The 25,566-nt window shown below is 44.6% G+C and carries 20 protein-coding genes; 6 read left to right on the forward strand and 14 right to left on the reverse strand.

Annotation, left to right across the window (positions count from 1 at the left end; all coding sequences use genetic code 11):
• Positions 1-3: 3 nt before the first annotated feature.
• The 5 genes from fabF to AB5150_RS13820 form a co-directional block, all read right to left on the reverse strand.
• Positions 4-1,242 carry a beta-ketoacyl-ACP synthase II gene (gene fabF, locus AB5150_RS13800; RefSeq protein ID WP_055222324.1) on the reverse strand — a complete coding sequence of 413 codons (1,239 nt, stop codon included), beginning with the start codon at positions 1,240-1,242 and terminating at the stop codon, positions 4-6.
• Positions 1,243-1,383: 141 nt separating this feature from the next.
• Complete coding sequence (locus AB5150_RS13805; protein ID WP_015534521.1) at positions 1,384-1,809, reverse strand: GtrA family protein; 426 nt, start codon at positions 1,807-1,809, stop codon at positions 1,384-1,386.
• On the reverse strand, positions 1,796-2,641 hold the full coding sequence (locus tag AB5150_RS13810) for a DUF6734 family protein (RefSeq protein WP_015534520.1): 846 nt from the start codon (positions 2,639-2,641) through the stop codon (positions 1,796-1,798). Before AB5150_RS13810 ends, AB5150_RS13805 begins: the two co-directional genes overlap by 14 nt.
• A 25-nt stretch (positions 2,642-2,666) precedes the next feature.
• Positions 2,667-3,611 (reverse strand): hypothetical protein, encoded by a 945-nt coding sequence (locus AB5150_RS13815; RefSeq protein ID WP_208896152.1) that lies wholly within the window; start codon positions 3,609-3,611, stop codon positions 2,667-2,669.
• Between the two features lie 142 nt (positions 3,612-3,753).
• The gene (locus AB5150_RS13820) at positions 3,754-5,544 is read right to left on the reverse strand and encodes a CAP domain-containing protein (protein WP_055222326.1); all 1,791 of its coding nucleotides are present in this window, start codon (positions 5,542-5,544) and stop codon (positions 3,754-3,756) included.
• Positions 5,545-5,802: 258 nt separating this feature from the next.
• Between AB5150_RS13820 and AB5150_RS13825 the strand changes: the two genes are divergently transcribed.
• The 3 genes from AB5150_RS13825 to AB5150_RS13835 all read left to right on the forward strand — a co-directional run bounded on the left by AB5150_RS13825 (position 5,803) and on the right by AB5150_RS13835 (position 8,264).
• A complete protein-coding gene (locus AB5150_RS13825; protein WP_022215990.1) occupies positions 5,803-7,002 on the forward strand; it encodes a class I SAM-dependent rRNA methyltransferase in 1,200 nt (399 codons plus the stop codon).
• A 4-nt stretch (positions 7,003-7,006) separates the two neighbouring features.
• Entirely contained in the window at positions 7,007-7,609 is a 603-nt protein-coding gene (locus AB5150_RS13830) for a transglutaminase family protein (protein ID WP_015534517.1), read from the forward strand.
• Positions 7,610-7,679: 70 nt separating this feature from the next.
• Positions 7,680-8,264, forward strand: coding sequence for a rhomboid family intramembrane serine protease (locus tag AB5150_RS13835; RefSeq protein WP_015534516.1), 585 nt, complete (start codon positions 7,680-7,682; stop codon positions 8,262-8,264).
• Positions 8,265-8,598: 334 nt separating this feature from the next.
• Here AB5150_RS13835 and AB5150_RS13840 read toward each other — a convergent pair whose 3' ends face one another.
• From AB5150_RS13840 to AB5150_RS13870, 7 genes are all read right to left on the reverse strand, one after another.
• Complete coding sequence (locus tag AB5150_RS13840; RefSeq protein WP_055272058.1) at positions 8,599-9,261, reverse strand: HAD hydrolase-like protein; 663 nt, start codon at positions 9,259-9,261, stop codon at positions 8,599-8,601.
• Positions 9,262-9,389: 128 nt separating this feature from the next.
• Positions 9,390-10,553, reverse strand: coding sequence for an enoyl-ACP reductase FabV (gene fabV / locus AB5150_RS13845; protein ID WP_015534514.1), 1,164 nt, complete (start codon positions 10,551-10,553; stop codon positions 9,390-9,392).
• Positions 10,554-10,583: 30 nt separating this feature from the next.
• Positions 10,584-11,915 carry a replicative DNA helicase gene (gene dnaB, locus AB5150_RS13850; RefSeq protein ID WP_015534513.1) on the reverse strand — a complete coding sequence of 444 codons (1,332 nt, stop codon included), beginning with the start codon at positions 11,913-11,915 and terminating at the stop codon, positions 10,584-10,586.
• A 16-nt stretch (positions 11,916-11,931) separates the two neighbouring features.
• Entirely contained in the window at positions 11,932-12,378 is a 447-nt protein-coding gene (gene rplI, locus AB5150_RS13855; RefSeq protein WP_015534512.1) for a 50S ribosomal protein L9, read from the reverse strand.
• Positions 12,379-12,381: 3 nt separating this feature from the next.
• Positions 12,382-14,520, reverse strand: a complete 2,139-nt coding sequence (locus AB5150_RS13860) for a DHH family phosphoesterase (RefSeq protein WP_368292071.1) — start codon at positions 14,518-14,520, stop codon at positions 12,382-12,384.
• A 180-nt stretch (positions 14,521-14,700) separates the two neighbouring features.
• Positions 14,701-16,056, reverse strand: a complete 1,356-nt coding sequence (locus AB5150_RS13865; protein ID WP_015534510.1) for a glucose-6-phosphate isomerase — start codon at positions 16,054-16,056, stop codon at positions 14,701-14,703.
• A 148-nt stretch (positions 16,057-16,204) separates the two neighbouring features.
• On the reverse strand, positions 16,205-21,013 hold the full coding sequence (locus AB5150_RS13870) for a YDG domain-containing protein (RefSeq protein ID WP_368292073.1): 4,809 nt from the start codon (positions 21,011-21,013) through the stop codon (positions 16,205-16,207).
• 215 nt (positions 21,014-21,228) lie between these two features.
• On the opposite strand from AB5150_RS13870, the gene AB5150_RS13875 reads away from it, so the two are divergent.
• Positions 21,229-22,032, forward strand: coding sequence for a MerR family transcriptional regulator (locus tag AB5150_RS13875; RefSeq protein WP_161171399.1), 804 nt, complete (start codon positions 21,229-21,231; stop codon positions 22,030-22,032).
• A gap of 31 nt (positions 22,033-22,063) precedes the next feature.
• Here AB5150_RS13875 and AB5150_RS13880 read toward each other — a convergent pair whose 3' ends face one another.
• On the reverse strand, positions 22,064-23,041 hold the full coding sequence (locus AB5150_RS13880) for a polysaccharide deacetylase family protein (RefSeq protein WP_368292075.1): 978 nt from the start codon (positions 23,039-23,041) through the stop codon (positions 22,064-22,066).
• An 85-nt stretch (positions 23,042-23,126) separates the two neighbouring features.
• Positions 23,127-23,825 (reverse strand): hypothetical protein, encoded by a 699-nt coding sequence (locus AB5150_RS13885; protein ID WP_238051074.1) that lies wholly within the window; start codon positions 23,823-23,825, stop codon positions 23,127-23,129.
• A 253-nt stretch (positions 23,826-24,078) separates the two neighbouring features.
• On the opposite strand from AB5150_RS13885, the gene AB5150_RS13890 reads away from it, so the two are divergent.
• Positions 24,079-24,327, forward strand: coding sequence for a TIGR03905 family TSCPD domain-containing protein (locus tag AB5150_RS13890; protein WP_015534506.1), 249 nt, complete (start codon positions 24,079-24,081; stop codon positions 24,325-24,327).
• Positions 24,328-24,347: 20 nt separating this feature from the next.
• Positions 24,348-25,421, forward strand: a complete 1,074-nt coding sequence (locus tag AB5150_RS13895; RefSeq protein WP_173795007.1) for an undecaprenyldiphospho-muramoylpentapeptide beta-N-acetylglucosaminyltransferase — start codon at positions 24,348-24,350, stop codon at positions 25,419-25,421.
• Positions 25,422-25,566: the final 145 nt, after the last annotated feature.

Below are 25,566 nucleotides of genomic sequence, written 5' to 3' on the forward strand. Positions count from 1 at the left end.
TATTTACTGCTCCTTATACTTCTGTAAGACGATACATGCATTGTGTCCGCCAAATCCAAGTGAGTTGCTGATCGCAACATCAACGTCCATCTCGCATGGCTCCTTACAATAATCCAGATCAAGCTCCTCCTCGCTCTCCACAAGGCCTCTTGTTCTGTGGATATAACCTTCCTCTATACTCTTGACACAGGCAATACACTCGATGGCTCCTGCTGCACCGAGAAGATGTCCTGTCATAGACTTTGTTGAATTGATCTTGATGTCCTTTGCGTGATCGCCAAATGCCTTCTTGATAGCACGTGTCTCAACAAGATCGTTCAGATGTGTGCTTGTACCATGAGCATTGATGTACTGAACCGCATCAAGTGGAAGTCCTGCATCCTTAACCGCATTGGTCATGGCAACTGCTGGTCCCTCACCTGACTCCTCAGGTGCTGTGATGTGGTGTGCATCACTTGAACATCCGTAACCTGAAAGCTCTGCGTAGATCTTTGCACCTCTTGCCTTTGCGTGCTCAAGCTCCTCAAGAATAACAATACCTGCACCCTCACCGAGAACGAATCCGCTTCTGTCCTTATCAAATGGAATAGAACATCTGTCTGGATCTGTTGATGATGTAAGTGCTGTAAGTGAATCAAATGTTGATATACCGATAGGTGTAACTGCTGCCTCACATCCGCCGGCTACCATGACATCAGTGTCTCCGTACTGGATCGTTCTGAATGCCTCACCGATACTGTTTGTTCCTGAAGCACATGCTGTTACAACATCTATACTCTTGCCCTTGAGACCAAACTGGATCGCAACGTTACCTGCTGCGATGTTGCTGATCATCATAGGAACTACGAATGGACTTACACGAAGTGGTCCCTTTGTAAGTATGGTTCCATATGCGTTCTCAAGCTCCTGAAGTGAACCAACACCTGAACCAATACATGTACCAACTCTGTAAGCATCTTCCTTTGTCATATCAAGTCCTGAATCTGCCATAGCCTCCTGGGTTGCCTTCACAGCAAACTGTGTGAATCTAGCCATACGTCTTGCAGACTTTGGATCAATGTAGTCCTTTGCTACAAAGTTCTTAACCTCGCCGACAAGCTTGCACTTGTATGCTGAAGCGTCAAACTGTGTAATAGGTCCGAAGCCATGCTTTCCTTCCTTAAGTGAATCCCAATACTCGTCAACTGTATTGCCGACTGGAGTTATGGCTCCTATGCCTGTTATTACTACTCTCTTCTTCATACTTATCTCCTTGCATTACTTATTCTGCTTTTTATACATATTTAACCATTCAATTATACTCCAACTGTCAAATGTTTGGAAGTAATTGTGTCCATGTTTTTCTATAAAATTTCGATAAACATTCGCATTTATACATATCTCTTACAGTTTTTCCTTTATCTTTCTGAATATAAACTTCTTGCTTATATAATAATTGAGGAATATCACCAGCACTGATGTGAACGTCTTTATGCCCATCGCCCACAGGTGAAGCCTGTCAACCAGTATATAAATCAGGCCCTCCTCCACCACCAGTGTGAACACCCTGCTCACGTAGAATGACACCAGTTCTTTTATGAACTCCCACGCAGTCTCTGCGACAGTGTGGAACACCGATTTTCTATTTGTTATGAATGACACAAAATTGTACAGTATCCATGCCAGGAAGTTGGCCCTGACAGGTTCTATCCCGCATTTGTACATAAATATCCAGGCGGAGCCAAGATTTACCGCTCCCACGACAATTCCCCACAGTATATATATGTATATCTCCCTGGGTATCTTCTTCAGCACTTTATCTACAAACATGTAACTCCCTTATAACATCCGCCTCTTCCGGAAACTCCCGCTCTATCCGCTCGCAGAGACGTCCGTTAAACTCAACCCTTTTCCCATAGTTAAACTTCAGAATATTCTTATATCCCCACAAATGTGTGAACACATCCTGTCTCTCTATATCCGCCGCCTCAGGAAAAAATGAAGCAATGATCTTTCCCTTTCTCGCAGCACACATCGCAAGCAGTCTCTGCTCCGCAAATACCATGTGGCACAGATTTTCCTCAGTCTCCCTACAATTCTCCATAAATTGTATGGAGCTGTCCACATAATAGTTCTTAAATTGCTCCTTAGCCATATATAGCATACAGGTATTTACCGGCGGAACATCCCAGCTCCACAGGGGATCAAAGCTGTACGAACTGTCCATATTGAAGAAGTCCCTGCCGGGATATACATCCGGATATATTCCTTCTCTGTGTATTGCACAAATATCCGTCCCCGCTATGTATTCCCCTATATTCTTCCACACTATAAGGTCCAGATCCACCATGACCGCCGGCATATGCGCCGCCTTAAGCGCATACAGCTTGCCCGCAGCCCAGAACACTCCCGGGGATATGCTGTCAGGAACCTGTATCTCTTTTATACCGCCATTCCATATATGCGACAATCCCTGTCCCTCAACATAATCAATGGCCCTTGCATCACCGTAAAGTGTGATAGGGCCATTCATTTTTCTCCACATAAGAGCAGACAGGATCATGGTCAAAAGCTCATAATCCTGCATGCTGTAAGTGTCATCTTTACTTTTCTCAAAATAAGGAGCAGTCCACAATATGTGGAATCCCTCTATATCCTTCATATATCCTCCAAGATCCGGTCATGTACTAGATCAGATCCAGTCCATATCCAAACTTAGCATTGCCACCAATCCGGCTGGTCGGTCTTCTGCTTCTGTTGATAAGCTGCCACTCCTGAGGGAACTCAACCATCAGCTCCTGGCTTGTTCTGATTGAATCCATACTGTCCTGTGGCTGCTGTGTGTCACTTTCAAGCACCATCGGCATATTTTTTATCCGCTGGCTGCCAAATATTCTATATTGGCTTCCTGACAATATTCTCTGGCTACCCAACAACATACGCTGGCTGCCAAACACTCTGTACTGGCTTCCCGCCAGGTATCTGAAGCCTCCCTGACTTCCAAACAGCAGTCTCATCTGACTGCCATTCCACCGGAACCGCTGACTTCCTATCATTCTATACTGGCTACCCGCCAGGTATCTGAAGCCTCCCTGACTACCGAATAACTGTCTCATCCGGCTGCCATTCCACTGAAAACGCTGGCTTCCTGTCATTCCACTCTGACTTCCCATCAAAAGCTTCCGGCTTCCAGTATCCACAGTCTGTTTCGCAGCTTCGCATCCAAGCTCTTCGTATCTGTCCTCAAAAGGGATCAGAACTCCACCGCCGAATTCCACACTGAAAGGTCTGCCGTCCATCATGACATATGTCCTGTAAGGATACAGTCTGCCATTCTGCGCTATCAACTTCATATATACCGGCAATCCACTGTCGAGCCTGTGGAATCTGTACGCCTGCAGTGTGGTTGCTTTGACGAAATATCCTCCCGCCGGCAGTGAATATCCAAGCACTGCCTCAAGCTCACCATCCCATTCAATATATACTCCGAATTCTCCAGTCTGGGCATCATAATTCCTGAGGTCAAAATATGCCTTTCCCGTGACAAAAGGAAGCATCCTGGCTATTCTATTGTCAAATAGTGCCACACTCTCGCCGGCACCTCTATTTAAAGACGAATATATGAAACCCACACACAATCTCCATTCCCAAACTAGCCAAATTCTATATCCGACTATTTGCCTTATACTATGTATGGTACTCTATTTCTCCATATAATTCAATTTAATTTGAGGGATTTAACAGTCTTATTTTCCACTAATTTCCTAATTAAAATTACTTACCAAATGTAAGGACATAATATCTCTTATATCCCTGTTTATCATTTTTGAGAGCCACAAATACTGCAACGCCCATGGTCTTGTATGTAGTATTCAGCATATTGCTGTCATGTGCGGTCGACTTGGACCATGCTCTGAATACGAGATCTCCACCACTGAAACCACATGCAAGATTCTCTCCGTACAACTCGTACATGGAGTTGAGACACAGTGTTCCATTTGGTCTGTAATGGCTGTACTTGTTGCTTATCTCCTTTGCTCTTGTGGTAGCGGTCTCTGTCAGAGATGTTGACACCTTAAGGCTTGAAAGTCCATTTTCTGCACGATGCTGGTTGACCATCTTACTCAGTCTGTTTGCCGCGCCTATATCATAATATCCATATACTCTTGTCTTTCTGCCCTTACCAAGATCGATAGTGTAATATCTCTTGACCGAGAGATCGTACTCTCTCTTATATACAACGCCTCTTCTGTTGACATATGCTATGTAGCCATCGGCTGTCTTATACTTTCCAGCCTTTACAACTCGCTTTGCAGCGCTGTTGAAATAGTAATTGGCATTTCCGATCTTCATTATGAGCTTCTTTGCAGGCTTCCACTTTCTGCCTGTAAACTTGTATGCCTTCTTGGTGCTGTTGTTATAGCTCATTGTGGCTACGCCTTTAGAGCCGAAATAATATCTGCTGCGGTAGACAGTCTTCCACATATTTTTCTTCTGCACCCATGTGTTCTTCGAGTAATCAAAGTCGTATACCTTCTTTGTCCCCTTCTGATCTGTATATCTTGAGGTAACATATCCGCCGTCACATACGTAGTAAGCGGTACTTCCATTTACCTTCTTCCATCCTGATGATGTACGTCTGTTTCCATTTGCATCATAGAAGTAGTATCTGCTTCCGTTGAGCTTGTCGATCACATTTGAGACTCTCTTGTATGACTTGCTGCTTGATATGTATCTGTACAATATATTCGATGCCTGATCATACAGAATGGTACATGTGCCTGATCCATCAAAATACATCAGCTTTCTGCCTGTATTCTTCCACAGGTTCTTGTTCATATCCCAGCTCTTCTTTGAATCGTTAAATGAATACTTTCTGAAAATGCCTGATGCCTTGTAGATCCTCTCCTTTACATAGTGGGATCCACCGCCTGTTACAAATACCATATTGTCATAATTTATATGATACCAACCGCCCTTTGTGACCTTGTCACCATTTGAATTGAAATAATATGTTCTGCCATCGTTGAGAATAAGCATCTGGTTCTTCACCTGGACAAGCTTGCCGCTGCTCAGTGACTTTGCCTTCTTGCTGCTATTATCGTATATCTTTTCACACAGTCCGGAATTGTTCAGATAATAGAGAACGTTATCCACTGTCTGCCACTCGTTCTTGCAGATCGTCCAGTCCTTTGAATCAGCGCTGAATCTGTATATCTTGATGGTATCGCCAGAACGTGTAAACTTCATAGCTGCCACGCCATTTTCATCTATAAGATATCTGGTGCCATCATCGGCATCTATCCAGCCTGCAGTTTTCTGCACTTCACCATTAACATAATATCTGAAGTAACCATCCTCATCCTGTATCACTCCACTCTGAACTACATCTGATGCTGTGGCCAGAACTGCCGTGCCGTCAGCTCCCATCTCATCTGCCTGTGTCACCACATTTGTAGAAAAAATCACAATAGCCAATACAGCAATCGCCATAAGACTGCCTATAACTTTTGCCGCCATCAGGCTCTTTTCTCTCTTTGCAATATTAGTCTTCATTGTAGACATCTTTACTGTCCTCCTTTTTATTAAGCATCAGTTTCCGCAGGGAATCTGATGTTTGTGTGCATTCTGCTACGCTCGTAGTATACACGTGTTACATATTTTTTACAAGTATAACTTTTTTACAAGTTTTTTGTTACAAATGTGTTAAGCTGCCCCATCTTGGATTATTTGTCTACATATGGTAAAATAAATCCGCAAAATTCAAAAACAGACAACGAAAAATGTCTGCCAACGGCAGTACAGAGAAAGGATACATATATTATGGGAGCTATTGTTACATTAAAAAAGGGAGAGGGACGACTTCTGAAGTCCGGCGGAGCATGGATATTTGACAATGAGGTCGACACCATAGTCGGCAGCTTTGAGAACGGCGACATCGTCATAGTAAAGGACTTCGACGGTTATCCACTCGGCAAAGGATTCATAAATACCAACTCCAAGATCTTCATCCGCATGCTCACAAGACATGTGGACACCGAGATCGACGAGGCATTCTTCACAAAGAGACTTCAGGATGCATGGGATTACCGCAAGAAAACCGTCGACACCAGTAGCTGCCGTGTCGTATTTGGCGAGGCTGATTTTCTGCCGGGAATCGTCATTGACAAGTTTGAAAACGTGCTTGTTGTCGAATCACTGGCACTCGGCATCGACAAAGTTAAAAATTTGTTAATAAATATTTTAAAAAATATACTTAAAAATGATGGTATAATAATCGAGGGTGTTTATGAACGAAGCGATGCAAAAGTCAGAAAACACGAGGGGATGGATACCTACAAAGGGTTTATTGGTGACGAATTTAACACAAAGGTTCATATAAATGAAAATGGCGTTCGATATATTGTTGATGTGAAAGACGGTCAGAAGACCGGATTCTTTCTGGATCAGAAGTATAATCGTCTTGCTATTCAGAGAATATGTAAAGATGCAAAGGTTCTTGATTGCTTTACACACACAGGCTCCTTTGCTCTAAACGCAGGCATAGCCGGTGCTTCCAGCGTTTTGGGAGTAGACGCTTCAGAACTTGCTATTGCCCAGGCCAGAGAAAATGCAGCGCTCAACGGATTGGAGAGCACTGTCTCTTTTGAGTGCAGAGATGTATTTGATCTTCTTCCTGAACTGGAATCAAAAGGCGAACAGTTTGACGTTGTCATACTTGACCCGCCGGCATTCACAAAATCAAGAAATTCAATAAAGAACGCAGTCAAAGGCTATCGCGAGATTAATCTGCGTGCTATGAAACTCGTAAGGGATGGTGGATTCCTTGCAACTTGTTCATGTTCACATTTTATGGATTTCGAGTTATTTACCAAGACCATAAAACAGGCCGCCATGAATTCACATGTAAGACTTCGCCAGGTAGAGTTCCGCACACAGGCTCCTGATCACCCAATATTATGGGCTGCAGATGAATCTTATTATCTGAAGTTCTACATATTCCAAGTAATAAAGGAGAGATGACACAATGCAACTAATTCAGAGAAATAAGGATTCAGCATATTTGCAATACGACAAGTATGTAAATTATGACAATCCTATCGTCGCTGCAAAGGCAAAGGAACTTGCTGCAGATTGCAAGAGCAGTGATGAGATCATACAGGCATGTTACTATTTTGTCCGGGATAGGATTTCTCACACATATGACAGCAACTTTTCAGTAATAACTATCAGCGCTTCCGATGTACTGGAAGCCAGCACGGGCATCAGCTATTCAAAGGCCAATTTGCTGGCAGCACTGCTTCGTGCCAACAACTTATATACAGGATTCTGCTATATCCGTATCAAGCACAAGGGCGGACTTATGGCTATGCATGCACTTAATGCGGTATATCACCCGGATCTCAAGAAGTGGATACGTCTTGATGCCCGTGGCAATAAATACGGCGGTTTCAACGCCGATTACACACATAATGAGACTCAGATGGGACATGTGATTGATTCAGCAGCCGGAGAGTATGAGTTCAACGACCTCATCGCCGTACCGCTTCCATCAACCATGAGGGTTCTCGAACAGAGTACCAACTTCTACAAGATGTACTTTAACGATATGCCAGATTATGACGCTTAAAAAAATATTACCAGCGGATGACCGCTGGTAATATTTTTCTATACTATATGAATAAGAGGGGAACCGATCCATGTCAAAGACAAAATCCAAAACCATATTAAGAATATCCTTTAACTCACCTGTGGTACTTACATTTGCACTCATTTGTCTGGGAGCTTATCTCCTGAATATCCTCACAGGCGGCAAAAGTAACTTTCTTCTATTTGAAGTATACAGAGCCCCTCTCACCGATCCTTTAACCTACATCCGCATGTTTGCCCATGTGTTTGGTCACGCAAGCTGGAGTCACCTTATCAACAACATGACGCTGCTGCTTGTGATCGGCCCACTACTTGAGGAAAAATACGGCTCAAAGGATCTGCTCATCGTAACCATCACCACCGCACTGGTGACAGGAATCGTGCATTTTATATTCTTCCCTGGTACAGCATTGCTCGGCGCCAGCGGAGTGGTATTCGCATACATTCTTCTGTCTTCTTTTGCATGTATAAAGGACGGCTCCATACCGCTCACCTTCATACTTGTTGCAGTGCTTTATATCGGCGGACAGGTGGCTGACGGAGTGTTTGTGAAGGACAATGTGTCGAATCTCACCCACATTATCGGGGGGATCATCGGAGCGTTCTTCGGGTATATCTCAAATGTCAGGAGATGATATGACGAACGGACGGATGACATACTCTCCAGGGACAGAAATTGGGTCTCTATATATGTAATCACGCTCGACTTACATATATAGAGACCCAATTTTATATTCCCAGGGAGTATGGCATCCTGGTCTTGTTGGATATATACTTTTCAGATCATGTTCCTGACATATTTCGCTGAAAAATATATTTTATACACCACACTATATTATAGATATCGACTCTTACCTGTTTTTCTTTTATTCAGTTCCCCAGAGTGTCATCCCACAAAAATAATCATAGATATTTAATAAAAAATATATATCAACACAAACATCTATAAACTATAAGCTACCTTTCTATCTACAGATTCAGGATTTCCTCCGGTGTCTCTACTATGTTGTCTGCGCCGACTGCTTCGAATTCTTCTCTGCTGCCGTAGCCGTAGAGGACTCCTATGGTCTGGAGGCCGCAGGCTTTGCCACCTTCTATATCGTAGCGTCTGTCGCCTATCATCACAACCTGGTTTGATTTTATTATATCTTCTGTCAGTCCGTGATCTTTCTTGAGGCTTTCAAGGACCTGGGATATGATGTGCTTCTTGTCTGATCCTGTTCCGTCGGGATTACTTCCAACTACAACGTCAAAATATTTTCCCACACCGAACTTCTCAAGGATACGGAGTGTCGGCTCTGTCGGCTTGCTGGTTGCAACTGAGAGTATGCAGCCCTTCTCCTTAAGGGCACGCAGGGTGTCTGCCACTCCGTCGTACACCTCAGCCTCGAAGAGACCTACCACGTTGTATCTCTCTCTGTACTTGGCCACCATCTCCTTTGCCCTTGCATCATCCATGTCGAATTCTCTCACAAAAGAATCATACAGGGACGGCCCTATAAAGCTTCTGAATACTCTGTATTCAGGATATGGAATCCCAGCCCAGTCCAGAGCGTATTTTATACAGTTGAATATTCCTTCCTCAGACTTGGTGATGGTTCCATCAAGATCAAATAATAAATATTTGTACATATACCGTCTTCCTCCTTGCGAAAATAATGGGTCAGGCACACCAAAAAAGCGCTTACCGAAATGCCCCGCAAATTCTATGAATCTGTGGGGCATTTGTAGTATTTATATATTGAAACTACCCATGAATATTACATGATATCAACATCTGCTGAGTAATCCACACCGTCGATCTTGAAACCGAACATGTTGTAGAAATCCTCCCAATATCCATCGATGTCTGCTATATCCTTGACATTGTCATTGTTGACTGTATCCCAGTGCTCAGCAACAACTTCCTGAACATCATCTCTCATCTCCCAGTCGTCCATACGGATGAATCCGTTGTCGTCCACCTGGGTGTCATCCAGGATCTTATCCATGAACAGTCTCTGCATCTGCTCTATGCATCCCTCGTGGAGTCCCTTCTCTTTCATAACTTTGTAGAGAAGTGTGATATACAGAGGTACGATAGGGATAGCTGCACTTGACTGTGTGACAAGAGCCTTGTTGATGGCTATCTTCGCCTTTATGTTAGGGAACTTTTCATTTATAATGTCTGCTGACTTGTACAGATCCTTCTTTGCCTGTCCGATCGATCCCTCAGCGTAGATAGGGAATGTGATCTTTGGTCCTATGTATGAGTATGCAACTGTGATCACGTTATCTGCCAGAACTCCGGCATCTGAGAGTGCCTGCATCCAGTCGATCCAGTCCTCACCGCCCATTACCTTGATGGTGGCATTGATCTCGTCATCATTTGCTGCTGTTATATGTGCATCTGTGATGGTGTTGTCCTTGAGTACAAGTGTCTTGTTGGTGTACTCCTCACCAACCGTCTTGAGTACTGATGTGTACTTTGTTCCATCTGGAGTTGTTCTTCTAGGCGCTGCCAGGCTGTATACGATCATGTCTATCTTGCCCATGTCTGCCTTGATGGTCTCGATGACCTGCTCCTTGATCTCGACTGAGAACGCGTCGCCATTGATGGACTTTGCATAGAGTCCGGCCTTGTGAGCCTCCTCCTCAAATGCTCTGTTGTTGTAGAAGCCAGCGGTTGCTGTACGGCGTCCATTTGACTCCTTCTCAAACATAACGCCGAGGGTATCTGCGCCATAGCCAAATGCAACTGCGATACGTGATGCAAGTCCGTATCCTGTTGACGCTCCGATCACCAGAACCTTCTTAGGTGCGTTATCGCTCTTAACTGTTCCCTTTGACTTGACATACTCGATCTGATTCTTTACATTCTGTGCGCATCCCACCGGGTGAGCTGTTGTACAAATAAAATCTTTAACTCTTGGTTCAACTACCATTTTCAATTCTCCTTATAAAACATAATATATTTAGTGCTCTTTGTTGGCAAACTTCGTGTATTCCTGCAGCCATACCAGATCCACAGATCCGGTGGCACCTTTTCTCTGTTTAGCTATGATTATCTCCGAGATACCCTTCTTGTCGGTATCAGGATTGTAATAATCATCTCTGTATATGAACATAACCACATCGGCATCCTGCTCGATAGATCCCGACTCTCGGAGATCCGCAAGCACAGGCTTGTGATCCGGTCTCTTATCAACCTCTCGGTTAAGCTGTGACAGCGCTATGATAGGCACATCCAGCTCCCTGGCAAGCATCTTCAACGATCTTGACATATCAGATACGAACTGCTGTCGCGACTCAACTCGTCCCGTCGTGCTCATAAGCTGCAGGTAGTCGATGATGATGAGTCCAAGATTGTTCTTGCTCTTGAGCTGTCTGCATTTTGATCTCAGCTCGGATATGGTGAGTGCTGAACTATCCTCTATGTACAGCGGTGCGGCAGCTATACTCTCCGCACTGGCAAGCACCTGATCCCAGTCGTCCTCAGCCAACTGTCCCGTCTGTACCTTCTGGGAATCAACCAGGGAATCCATGGCTATCATACGCGTTACAAGCTGCTCCTTGCTCATCTCCAGGTTGAATATCGCAGTGGCAATTCCCTTGCGCACGGCAACATGGTGGGCAATATTAAGAACAAATGCCGTCTTACCCATGGCAGGTCTAGCAGCCACCAGTATAAACTCCGATCCATGGAGACCGGTGAGCATATTGTCCAGATCTATGAATCCCGTAGGGATACCTGTTACTCTTGTGTTCTTTCTGGAAGCCTCCTCTATCTGCTCGATAACGTTCATGACGATCCTGTCGATCCCCACAAATTTGCTGGAGCCGTTCCTCTCCTTTATCAGATTGAACACACCACTCTCGGCCTGTTCAAGAAGCTGTTCAACTCCCTCCGAATCAAGATAACAATCCTTCTCCACTTCCTCGCACAGCTTTATCATCTTCCTGAGTATGGATTTGTCCGCCACGATCTCTGCGTAATGCTTGGCATTCACCGATGTCGGAACCGTCTCCAATATCTCCGCTATGGATTTGGTGCTTATGACCTCATCAGGTACATTGTTCTCCTCAAGCTTGTTCTTCAGGGTTACCAAATCGACCGCCTTACCCTCCTTGAACAGCTCTACCATATTCTCGAACAATATTCCATACTGACCGTAGTAAAAATCCTCCTTGGTCAGCATATCGGACGCCTCCACTATGGCGTCTCTGTCCATGAGCATGGAACCAATAACAGACTTCTCGGCATCCAGATTGTAGGGAAGCTTTTTTCTTGCAAATGCATCTTCCATGTTTTATCTATACTCCTTATGCTTCCTCGACCTTTACAGCAAGCTCTGCCTGAACCTCAGGGTGAAGTTTGACCTTCACTGAAAAGCTTCCTAACGCCTTGATGGAGTCCTTCATAACGATCTTCTTCTTGTCTATATCCTTGCCGAGCTGGCTCTTGATGGCATCTGAGATCTCCTTTGTGGATACTGAGCCAAATGTTCTTCCGCCCTCTCCAACCTTAATCTTAACAGTTACTGAAGCCTTCTCAAGCTCTGCCGCAAGTGCCTTGGCATCAGCAAGATTCTCTGCTGCCACCTTTTCCTCATGAGCCTTGCGGAGCTTGAAATCATTCATATTCTTTGGAGTTGCCTCCATGCCGAGCTTCTTAGGAATGATGAAATTTCTTGCGTAACCCTCATTTACCTCTACCATTGCGCCTTTCTTTCCAAGGCTTTTAACATCCTGTAATAATATGACCTTCATATCCTAAATATCTCCTTCCTTATACATCTCATTCAGGAGCCCAACAAGCTCCTTCTTTATATCCTCTGCTTTCGCATTTTCAAACTGAGCTGCCGCGATATTTGCATGACCGCCGCCACCCATTCTCTCCATGATTATCTGGACATTGACATCGTCAATGGCTCTTGCACTTATCTTGACATCCGCACCCATCTGCGCTATTACAAATGAAGCTCTGACACCTGCGATGTTCAGCATCTCATTTGCAATCTTGGCGGTGAGTACCACCGGCGACTCAGGGCCATCCCCAGGTGTAATGATTGATATGGCAAATGCATCAAGCACCATCTCTGCGTGGCTGACACCCTCCGCCTTCTGTCTGTAGGTCTCTATGTCAGTTCTGAACATCTTCCTTACTCGCATGACATCCGCACCGCTTCTCTTCAGGAACGCGGCTGCCTCAAAGGTTCTGACACCGGTCTTGCTCAGGAAGTTGTCGGTGTCAATGAGTATTCCGGCATACATGGCGTCCGCCTCTGTAGGCCTGAGCTTTATCTTCTCATCCATGTACTGGAGCATCTCTGCGATCATCTCACATGCAGATGACGCAAATGGCTCTATATACGACAGTGTCGCATTTGCAATGACATCCTTTGTCTGCCTGTGGTGATCGAATACCACTATGCTCTTCGCATATGCCAGCAGTTCCTCACACTCCGTGAGCGTAGGATTATTCACATCCGTCACAACTACGACCGTGTCGTCATCGACCAGACTGAGCGCCTGATCGTTGTTGATTATCATATCTGCCGGGTAGGAATTGCTCGAAGTGAAATTGCCGTATATCGGACTTATGGCCGATGACACCTCATTTACAACTATATGCGCCGTCTTGCCCAGCGCAGTCACCATCTTGTATATTCCTATACCTGAACCAAAAGCATCCATGTCTGGATTCTTGTGGGCCATGATTATAACCTTCTCCTTGGTCTCAAGAAGCTCCTTGAACGCAAGAGTCTTAACCCTCGCCTTAACTCTCGTGGACTTCTCCGTTCCCTGACTCTTACCACCAAAGTAGGTGATCCTGTCGGCGGACTTGATAACCGCCTGATCGCCGCCTCGGCCCAGAGCAAGCTCCATGGCGGAACGCGCTGCCTCAAAGTTTTCTATAAAGCTCTTGTAATCAGTACCAAGACTTATACTGAGTGTAAGCGGAAGATCATTTCCGATATTTATAGCCTTGACCTCATCGAGCAGGGCAAATTTGTTCTCCTTGAGCTGATCCAGATACTTCTGTGGCATCACGAACATGTACTTGTCCTTCTCAAGGCTCTTGACTATGGCGTCGACATTTGCCATGTATTTGTTAATCTTTCTGTCGACCAGGGCAACAAGAAGAGAGTGTCGTACTTCCTCAAGCGACTCAAATATCTCATCGTAGTTATCAATATATATGAGACCCGCAACCAGCTTCTGGTCATGGTTCTCCTGAGCGAGCTGATTCACCACTGTCACATCAAACATGTAGAACGCAAGGAAGGTGTCCGTCTTGCCGTGGTGTCTTGAACCACCGTGCGAAGACTTCGTCTCTTTCTTCTGCTCATCAGCCCCATCTCCGTCTGTGCCGGCCTCACCCGGCTGGGCATCCGTCTCTTCCATAGCAGGCTCAACCTTATTCACCTGTACACGTCTGATCTCATAACGGTATTCTCTTCCGTTAAATGCTATCTCTCCCTCGGTGACATCCTCCTGATAAGGAAGACTCTCCTCGGTAACCTCCTCAAATACCTGAACTATATTCAGCTTCATGAGCTTTCTCTTACTGGTCTCCGTTATACCTGAGAACTCGTCGTTCACCCACACAACTTTTCCATCCTCGTCAAGCAATGCGTACGGAACCGGGAACTCCTTTATGAGCTCCTTCTGCATCTTGCCGTGCTCCATGGCAAATTCCACATATCTGTCGCGGGACAAAGCATTCATCCTCAGGAAAACAACAATGCTCACCGCTCCGTATACTGCCGTAAAAATGGTGGCTATAACGCCGGCTCCTATTCCGACAAAATACATGAACACTGTCATCAGACAAAACATTCCTATCAGATACAATGGAACCTGTCTATATCGGTTGTACAGCCCCTCTACCTCTCTCTTTTCATTCATATGTCACTGCCCTTCTTATCCTTCCATTCACAATGCAAATGATCAGGCTCAATTCTGAGCCTATACACTTCATAAGTATAACATTGTGCGATTCTGATTACAAGAAATATAGAATTGCAAAAAAATGCAGGTGTGGCAAAACACACCTGCATCTCTTATATATTAATCTGTAAAGATTTATTAACCGTTGATTCTTGCAAGAAGCTTCTTGCCAAGCTCCTCGTTGCCCGGCTTGCCGAGAAGAGCGAACATGTTCTTCTTGTAGCTCTCAACACCTGGCTGATTGAATGGATTTACACCAAGTGTGTATCCACTCACACCACATGCAAACTCAAATGTGTAGAACAGCTCACCGAGAGTGAACTCATCAATCTTGTCGATGTTGATCTGGATGATAGGAATTCCACCATCTGCGTGTGCAAGGATAGTTCCGTTCATAGCACTCTTATTTGCAAAATCAACTGTCTTGCCTGCAAGATAGTTAAGTCCATCAAGATCTGAGTCCTCTTCCTCCATAACAATCTCACATGTTGGGTTAACAACATTGATAACTGTCTCGAAATGGTTCTGTGAACCCTGCTGGATGAACTGTCCAAGTGAATGAAGGTCTGTTGTAAAGTCCGTAGCTGTTGGGAAAAGTCCCTTGCCATCCTTACCCTCGCTCTCGCCGTAGAGCTGCTTCCACCACTCTGATACATAGTGAAGTGCTGGCTCAAAGTTAGCAAGGATCTCGATTGACTTACCCTTGTTGTACAGTACATTTCTTACTGCTGCGTACTTCATAGCATCTGAATCGTCGAAGTCCTGTGCAAGACAATCCTTTCTTGCTGAAGCTGCGCCTTCCATAAGCTTATCTATATCAGCACCGCTTACTGCTATTGGCAGAAGACCAACTGCTGTGAGAACTGAGAAACGTCCTCCTACATCATCAGGAACTACAAATGTCTCATAGCCTTCCTCTGTTGCAAGTGTCTTGAGAGCTCCCTTTGCCTTGTCCGTTGTGGCGTAGATTCTCTTTGCTGCGCCCTCCTTGCCATACTTCTCAACAAGCTTCTTCTTGAAGATTCTTGAAGCGATACCAGGCTCTGTTGTTGTACCCGACTTGGAGATGATGTTGATAGAGAAATCTCTGTCACCGATCACCTGAAGCAGATGAGCCATGTATGTGCTGCTGATGTTTGATCCTGCATAGTAGATCTCAGGAGTCTTACGGATTGACTTGTCAACTGAATTATAAAAGCTGTGTCTTAAAGCTTCGATGGCTGCTCTTGCACCCAGGTAAGAACCACCGATACCGATTACTACAAGCACGTCTGAATCTGCCTGGATCTTAGCTGCTGCCTTCTTGATTCTCGCAAACTCTTCCTTGTCATAGTCTACTGGAAGGTCGATCCATCCAAGGAAATCATTTCCCTCACCGGTCTTGTTTACAAGTGTTGCCTTTGCAGCTACTACCTGATCCTTGATTGCTGCGATATCAGCGTCTGTAGCCATGGCTTTTGCATTCTTAAAATCGAAACTTACTGTCTGTGCCATTTGTTTTCTCTCCTTACTTGTATTAAATTTTTCACATTGAATCAATTTTAGCAAATAGGTATACCATAATCAACTATTAATCTCAAAAAACTCCCCCAAAGCCACAACCGGTTTGGAGGAGTTTTCAATTATAACCATGTCTAAAGCACTACTTAACCGTCACTTTGATCTTTGCACAAACACCATTTTCAGACATTACATAAACCGTACATGTGCCCTTACGCACTGCCTTTATAACTCCTGCAGATGAAACAGTTGCCACCTTTGCATTGGATGTTATGAACCTTTCCTTCTTCGTAAGATGGTTTAACGCCTTCTTCTTTGGATTCTCAAGCTTAACCTTCTTGGTGATCTTAAATGTTTTACCTTTTGCAAGGTTAGCCTTGGTCTTGTTCACAGTAACTTTCAGGACATTTGTCTTTGCTGCATAAGGCATTGCAACATGGACTGTATTTGTCCTGCCGAGATATACCTTCTTGCCACCCGACATCTTGTATGCGACTGTAAAATACTTGTATTCTCTCTTATTATTGAGGTTCTTATCGGCATATTTCTGGGACTTCGGTACATTAGCAAGCTTATTGAAGTTGTTCTTTCCATTACAGTATGACCAGTATACATCATATCCTGTTGCACCTTTGACCTTATCCCATGTCAGATCTATTCTTGTTCCTGTTCCCTTTCCTTTCATAAGGAAGAACGGAAGTGTCTTCTTATAGAGTTCTGTTCCACTAGGTTCAACATTTGGAGATTTCTTTACAACAAGACGGCCAATGGCAAATGTTATATTGTAGTTTGGATTTGCACCCTTCTTCTGGCTTGCTGTGATCGTGTATGTTCCGGACTTCTCACCAGCAGCTCTCTTGAGAACAATTCCTGTAAGCTTATCCTTGCCAACAAGTCCCTCCGCTGTAAATGTAAACTTCGGATCCGCCTTGCCTTCATACTTAGATGCGTCATTTGCAGTTACTCTGATGGCTTTTTTGTTTACCGTGATCGCAACCTTTGCAGCTGCTGCCTTATAGTTCTGATTTGCCGCAACGGATACTGTCACAACCGCCTTGCCTGCACCAACTATAGTTACCTTGCCTGTGCCATCCACCTTGACAACCTTTGTATTGCTGCTTGTAAATGTTTTCTTGTCATTTCTACTGCACTTCACATTGAGGGCAAACTTTGCACCTCCATATGTCTTAGCTCCAACCTTTTCTACAGTAAGAGTTGTTCCCGCAGGAGTGATATCTGCCTTTGCTGTCTGCTGCTGGGCATCTTCTGTAAGTACATAGTTTGAAGCGGTCTTTCCGCTGATCTTTATATCTGTGATGCTTACAGTTTTGCCTGTTCCCACATCTGCACTGTCAAATGTTCCTGTAGCTGTAACTGCAATCACATCTGCGCTGACCTTACCATTCAGAACAACGCCTGAATAGTCAAGCTTTGCCTCTGTCTGTCCATCGTAAGCCTTTGATGTAGCTTTGATTCCCGATACAGCAAGTGGTCTTCTGTTGATGGTGATAGTTGCATGTCCGGATATCGTGTCATATCCCCTTGCTGCAACCTTATAATATACAGTGTATGGTTCATCTGAAGCCTGACTGTACTTCGGACTTACAGTCTTATCGCATGCATCCTCAGAAGTTCCATACGTCACAACCGCATCCTCTGGAATATCACCTGTAACTGTTATTCCATATGACTTGCCGTCATATGTCTTTACAATATCTGCCGCTGTTATGTCTGTCGGAGCTTCTCTCTTTGCAACTGTGAACTGAACCGGTTGTGTTACATACTCATTGTAATTGGTTGTAGCACAAACCTTGGCATACATATAATATGTGCCCGGATCTGCCGATCTGGAGTTCTCCCACAATGTTCCATCCGTGTTGCTGTTCTCTGTTGTGTAGTAATACTCTATAACAGGATCCTCTTGTGCTCCTGTAACCGCTGGAGCCTCTACACTGTCGCCAAATGTGTAATCGATTACATCAAATTCAACATTCTGATCAAGTCTCTGTATTTCAAATTCTGCATAAGCCGTAACATCAGCTATCTTCACAACAAACTTATAAGTACCTGCATTTACCGGCGCATTCTCATTTTCCGGATAATCGGTATCACCTGTTCCCTCATAATATGTAACAGCAGCCTCTCCGGTCTTCTCTGTTATCCAGTTATTAACAACTGCACCTGCATATTCTGTGCCGTCATACGCTCTGCTTTCTGCTGTCACAGTACAGCTGACCGCCTCGTTTCTGCCCTGATATGCGCAGTGTGCCGGATTCTCAGTTTCATTGCAATATGCAATTATCTTGTTACTGTGGCCTTCTTTTATCTCATACGTCCAGTCATGATAATGAACCATATCCCATGACTTGTTCTGAAGCATGTAATTGGCTGCATTTCCCGTAGTTGCAAGCCCAAATCTGTATGTAGTTACAACCTTCTCTATTCCTGGTGTAACGTCCCACAGTACCACAGTATAATCCTCGTCATATACCAGTTCTTCTCCATCCAGCAATCCTGAGAACTGGATTCCCTGTATATATGCATTTTCATCAACGATTACCTTATCCGCTGTGATCGTTTTCTTTTCGATAGTCACAGTCACATCGCCAAATACCGGTGAACACTCATCTGCTGTAACAAGGTAATACACCTTATATGTTCCGGCATTTTTAAGTTCTGGAACCGTCTGTGTGTACGGCTCACCTGCTGCCAATGAATAACGGATAGAAGCTCCATCCAGGCCATCTGCAATTGTAACAGATGGGCTATGTATCAATCCATCGTAAGTGCAGGTTGTATCTTCCGCAGTTACTCCGGCGATCAGATCACGTGAGACTGCCTTGGCATCTGACCACAATGAAGCTGGTTTTGTCGTATTAGCCACGTATCTTGTGCGAACATATACCCTCTGATTCTCTTCAAGTCCTGAGATAACATAATTATCTGACACATTCAGATCATCGAGAACTGTCCATGTCGCTCCATCCATCGAATACTGATACTGCTGTCCGCCAAGCGGGCTTACTGTCACAGAATCGCCAGTCACGCTTACTATCTCAATGCCTTCGCCGTCTGCAGCACTTTCCATATCAGCTGGTGTTGGATTCTGTATGTCTGCAAGAGTCTTCGGTGCAGATGGCGCCTCCGGTCTTGCTGCAACAGTTATATCAGCAGGTGTATCCTGACTGTCCTTCTTGCTGATACTTATATTTTTACCAAACAAACTATATGATACGTCGTTATCATCTGTTCCCTCAAGAGCTATATCACCATACATATCACTCACAATTTCATATGACTCGCCATCGACAGTGATGATATATGAAGTATCGCCATCAAGATCTGTCAGATTTTCTGTTATATAATCAACCTGTCCTGTAACTGCTCCTACATCAGCCACCGCTCCAACGCTGAATTTGAAACCTATATGTCCGCCATCTTCAACATTTGTCCATGACATTGTCAATCCCGAATCTATTCCTTCAACCAGGGATGCAGCATTCTGACCATTTATTTCAGCAGTTTCCTTTATGTAGCTTGATGAACCTGTATTGTACTCAAATATTCTTCTGGAATCATAGTCCCCGATCCAGTAATAACTTGCCTGTGTTATAGGGGCAAGAACAAATGATGGAGTATCATCTGCCGCATCCGCCGCTTTAGCAACTCCCATCATCGCTATCTGCTGTAATTCACCATTCTTGACAGTGGCAGCAAGCACCGCTTCATCTGCACTGTCAGAGCTTGTAATACTATTTCCAATGTTCGCATCCGCTCCTATTGCAAATGAATGCTGTCCCTCACCAAGTTCAGCATCAAAAATCAGATCGTGAGTATTCATAGGATCAAACGACAATCTTAGAGCTGCAAGCGAAGCCACAGATACTTGTGATGTAGCCGTTTCTGCTGAAGGCTCTGAATCGCTTCTGCTGTACAATCTCCATACTTTGTCGTAGCTTGTTCCAAGCATATAGTTCTTTCCGTCCTTGGTATACAAGCCAACAATATCAACCCCTTTGTCATTGGCCATGTAAGCCATAACTCCATTGCTTATATACCAGCAAGTATTTGGCTTTGTCCACGTATTTCCATTGTCACTGGTAGGGATAACTGCCTTTACCGCTCTGCTGGCTGTACCATCCACCACACACCTGTACCAGTATCCATGAGTCGGGGTGAACGTATATGTACTTCCATTTGCACCTTCAATATCTGTAAATGGTCCACGCTTACTGGTTGCGCTCTGCCACTGATATGTTGCAGCTTCCCCTGTCACGTCCATAACGAGAGTGATTGAACTATTTGTCATATTCTTGCCATATGGATATCCATTGTTCATGAATACAACTTCTTCCTCCGAAGGATCTGTATTGCCTCCGCCTGAAAAGCCACCGATCTGGAATGTTATTTCATTGCCGCTGGCATCCACTATCTTGCCCGCATCCAGATCAATACTTCCTATGTAAATATCAGGGAATACATAACCATTGTAATATGTCCACGTATACAGATAATACACACCCGTGGTACCCATATCTATTCCCTCTCCGGAAATGGTATCCGTTCTATCATATGTACCTGAACTCCTTGAGAACGAGTTCTCTGTTATCCAGCCTTTAAATCCGCAGCCTTCAGGTGACTCGGCACTCGCCCATCCACTGTACCTATGGCTGCTCAGATAATCACCAAAGTTTGTGAGATCTCCAGTCGTGAACTTCTCAGACTGAATGCCAAGCTTGCAGCTCGCGCTGGCATAACCGCTGGTTGTCCACCCCCACTTGAGACCTCTCAGATGTCCATCTGTGCTGATATCCACGTCTGTTACCTTGATATTCTCCATAGCCGCTGCGTAGGCAGTATTCTTACCACCTATCGAAATCAAACACGTTATGACCATGAAAGCTGTCATGAGCCATGCCATAACTTTTCTGCATAGAATTCTTTCTTTCATACACTTCCCTCTCTTTCTCAATAAAACCTCTTTTTCGTGTGTCCGTTAATGTTTTCTCTCTGCAACCACTACCTCCTGTTAATTCTTGACTCTTTCCCTTTAACAATTTATGATAATTATAATTCGTACATCAATGTTCAAGTCAACAATATTTTTGCGGTATTTATGCAATATTCACAATTTTTTTTGTCTATTTTTAAGGGGAGGGAAATCATATGAATCACGCAAATAAAAATCTATATCAAATTGGGGAAGTCACTAAAATGCTTGGAGTGACAAGAAGAATGCTGTTAAACTACGAAGACCTGGGGCTTCTGACACCCGCATACAAAAATGAGAGCAGCGGTTTCCGCTACTACTCTGCCGATAACATCGTACATATACGAATTATAAAAGTTCTTCAGGGACTAGGATTATCGTTATCCGAGATTAACAAGTACTTCAATAATACCGAAAAGCTTGAGGATGTCATTGAACGTATGACTGCGCTCCGTTCCCAGCTGGATCTGTGCATAGCCCAGCTTCAGCTGCGTCAGTCCCAGACATCAGAACCGGAGATCCATTTTACCACTCTTCCCTCATTCACTGCATTTTGTCAGGAGTTCAAAGACTCTGATCTGGCCAGAAAAACTGAAGATCTGCGCAAGACCTTTATCGAGGCAACAAAAAAATATCAACTGGACACCACAGGCAAAATGTGTACAGAGGTTTTTGTCGAATCAACATCCGAAGGAAGATATGTCATACCTGTCGCAGCAGATCCTGACACCAATGACGAACACATAAAAAAACTTCCACAGACTGCAGCTATCTGTATATACTATCGTGGTCCATATGAAAATTTCGACACTGTCCAGAAGAAACTATTGGACTATGCAAAAGAAAACAATCTTGCTACTTGTGGTTATTTTCGCAATTCATTTATGGAGGGTCCTCCAACCCACGGAGCAAATAAAGATGCTTATATCACACAGATCGCACTGCCAATACACAAAAGCTCTCCGTTCGGATCGGCATGATCCGCACAGAGAGCTTCTGTTTCTGATACCACTATTCAATTTTCATCTCATTCAAAGACCTGAACTCATATCCCTCCTTCTCCAGGTTTGTGAGAACCGTATCAAGTGCCTGCGCATTGGACGACGACACATTGTGTATGAGAGGAATGGCTCCCGGATGATGATATTTCGCAAAATGATCAATGACATAGTCCGTCCCCGGCTGATTGTTCACATCATAATCAAGGTAAGCCATACTCCAGAATATGGTCTTATACCCCATATCCTTAGCCAGCTGCAGAACCTGTTCACTGTACTCACCGCTCGGCGGTCTGAAATACATATCCATTTCATACCCAGTTTCATTCCTCATAAAGTCTGAGCACTCCTTTAACTCACTTTTCTGCTCCTCCACACTCTTCTCCGGCATGCACGGATGATGCACCGTGTGGTTTCCCACCTGATGTCCCTCCTCCTTCATCCTCTTTACTATATCCGGATTGTCCCTTATGTAAGTCATCGTCACGAAGAAGCAGCCCTTTGCATTGTGCTTTTTAAGCACATCCAGCATCTGCTCTGTATATCCGTTCTCGTACCCACAGTCAAATGTCAGATACATCACCTTTTCATTCTTCTCAGCACACACTCTGTCCACGTAGAACGCATCGTACTGCTCCAGCGGAAAGCTGTTGTCACAGCCACTCATTCCATGATTTTTGTCCCGCACTATGTACCATGAATATTTCTTTGTCGATATCTGGCTGTAATCCCTGAGTCTGGTCATATCCTCACCCCGACTCTCCCCGTCTGTGTCCGTGTTACTCTCCGCATCTTCCGTCTTGTCTCCCGATTTTTCTTTTCCTTCCGCATCACCTTCCCCATTCTTCGCACCGTCCGCCTGACACTCTGCGTCCCCCGGAGTCGCCACAATCTTGGACAGATCCTCCTTGTCATATATGGAGCATCCGCTGAGCACGGCTCCGATCACGCAGGCAGCATACAGTCCTGCTATCAAGTACAGCTTTCTCACTATCTACCATCCTGAATTTATTGGCTTCTGCAGGCGGCTTTCACCTGCATTTCATCTGCCACGCACCTGCTCATCAACACCCCTGCTATCCGTCCGCAAGCATTTTCTTCATTATTCCGTCAAGCAGAGCATCATAATCTGACTTATCACTCCGCTGTGCTTTCCGCGCAGGCTTCGCCTTTCTTTTTATCCTGTCATTTTCATCTGTCTCACTGCATGCTGCCATGGCCTCAACAGTATCCTGCTTCGTTGTCTGTTTCTCTTCTTCCTTTTTCAATCTGTTTGCCAGGCTGTTGCCCAGATAATTTCTGGCGCTGTCACGCAGAGTCCTCATATGCCATTCACAATTCCACTGGTTATGAGCAGCCACCAGCACTATGCAGGCTGCCAGTCCACACCCCAGCATCTTCAATGTCTCCACGCCATCGCCTACTACATAATATTGATACGCCGCTGCAAATATGCCTGTCCCAGCTGCGGCCAATCCCATATTTTTCACAAATCCATTCCACACATTTATCGGTATAAAACCTATCTTCAGCCTGTCTATGTACTTGTCCACAAATGCGGCAGTGTCATGTATGTTCACATCCAGCGATGTTATATCCTCATACCGCCTGCGCATCTCCATCAATTGTTTTTTCCGCGTCGTTCCCATGCGCTCAGCCGCCTTTGCCAGTCTTGCAAGATAACTGCTCATCACAGCCCGTCCTGTCAGCCCTATACACCCACACACTATCATCACATACATACACACATTCTGATTCAACAAAATTTCAAACATAGTTTTCCCTCTCTTTTCAATTATTCGATCATATCCTGTCAGGGCTTAACCCCACATCCGTTTGGCCGGTCCGGATGGTAGTATTATATGAGCGACATTCCGGGGTATACAATTATTTTCGCTCGACAAATGTTTGTCTTTTGCATGCTCTTTTGATATACTTCAAGATGAAAAAAGCAGGATACATATATCTTAGAATGTATCAGCGAATATTAAAATGATTGGTTAAGTACAATAGAAAAGAGGTATTGTTATGGTTTATAAGACTAAAGGAACCTGCTCTGTCGAGATCAACTTTGACGTCATCGATGGCAGGCTGCATGATGTAAAGTTCACCGGAGGATGCAATGGTAACCTCAAGGGTATCGGAGCTCTCGTAGAAGGCATGAAGCCAGAGGACGTCATCGCCAGACTCGAGGGCACAACCTGCGGTTTCAAGCCGACTTCATGCCCGGATCAACTGGCTCAGGCACTCAAGCAGTATCTGGCTTCAGCACAGTAACAGGAGGATTAACAATCATTATGAAGAGAATTATATTGACAGGCGGCGGTACAGCAGGTCATGTCACACCAAACATGGCACTTATGCCGGAGCTGAAGAAGCACGGATATGACATCCAGTACATCGGTTCATATGACGGCATGGAGAAAAAGCTTATAGAAGATATGGGCATCCCTTATCACGGCATAGCTTCAGGAAAGCTCAGAAGATACTTCTCAATGAAGAACTTCTCAGATCCGTTCAAGGTACTTAAAGGAATATCTGAAGCAAAGAAGCTCATGAAAGAGCTCAAGCCTGATGTAGTATTCTCAAAGGGAGGATTTGTCACAGTCCCTGTGGTATTTGCCGCACACTCAGCAGGTATCCCTGTGGTGATACACGAATCAGATATGACTCCCGGCCTTGCAAATAAGCTCGCCCTTCCAAAGGCGACAAAGGTATGCTGTAACTTTCCTGAGACAAAGGATCTCTTCCCTGAGGGCAAGGCAGTCGTAACCGGAACCCCTATCAGAGAGGAACTTTTCCGCGGCGATTCCGCATTTGCATATAACTACTGCGGTTTCACTGACAACAAGCCTGTTCTCCTTATCGTGGGCGGAAGTTCAGGAAGCGTCATAATCAACAACGCAATAAGAGACAATATCGACCGTCTTCTGGAGACCTTCAACGTCATCCACCTGTGCGGCAAGGACAATCTGGATGAATCCCTCAAGGATAAGAAGGGCTATGTTCAGTACGAATATGTAAAGAAGGAACTTGCAAGCATGCTGGCACTCTGCGATATCATAATCTCCAGAGCCGGTGCAAATGCCATATGTGAGCTTCTCGCACTCAGAAAACCGAACATCCTCATACCACTGTCAAAGGCTGCATCAAGAGGTGATCAGATTCTCAACGCCCAGTCATTTGAGAAGAGCGGATACAGCTATGTGATCCAGGAGGAAGAGCTTAACACAGAGTCTCTGTTCGCCGGAATAAATGAAGTGTACAACAACAAAGAGAAATATATCCAGGCTATGGAGTCCAGCAACCTGACCGACTCAACGGGAATCATCATCAACATGATAGAGGATCTCGTAAACAGCCACGACTGATCTGCATAAGATCTGCAAAAGCAATTATAAAAAGGCAAAATAAAACTCCACACCGTCTAAATCATAGTTGATATGTACCCTCTTTACTGGACAACCAGTAAGGAGGGTATTTTTATGCGTTATAGTTATGAGTTTAAAATGATGT

The organism is Coprococcus sp. RTP21281st1_F1_RTP21281_210402, assembly GCF_040915325.1.
In the GTDB taxonomy this organism is placed as follows: Bacteria; Bacillota; Clostridia; order Lachnospirales; family Lachnospiraceae; genus Coprococcus; species Coprococcus aceti.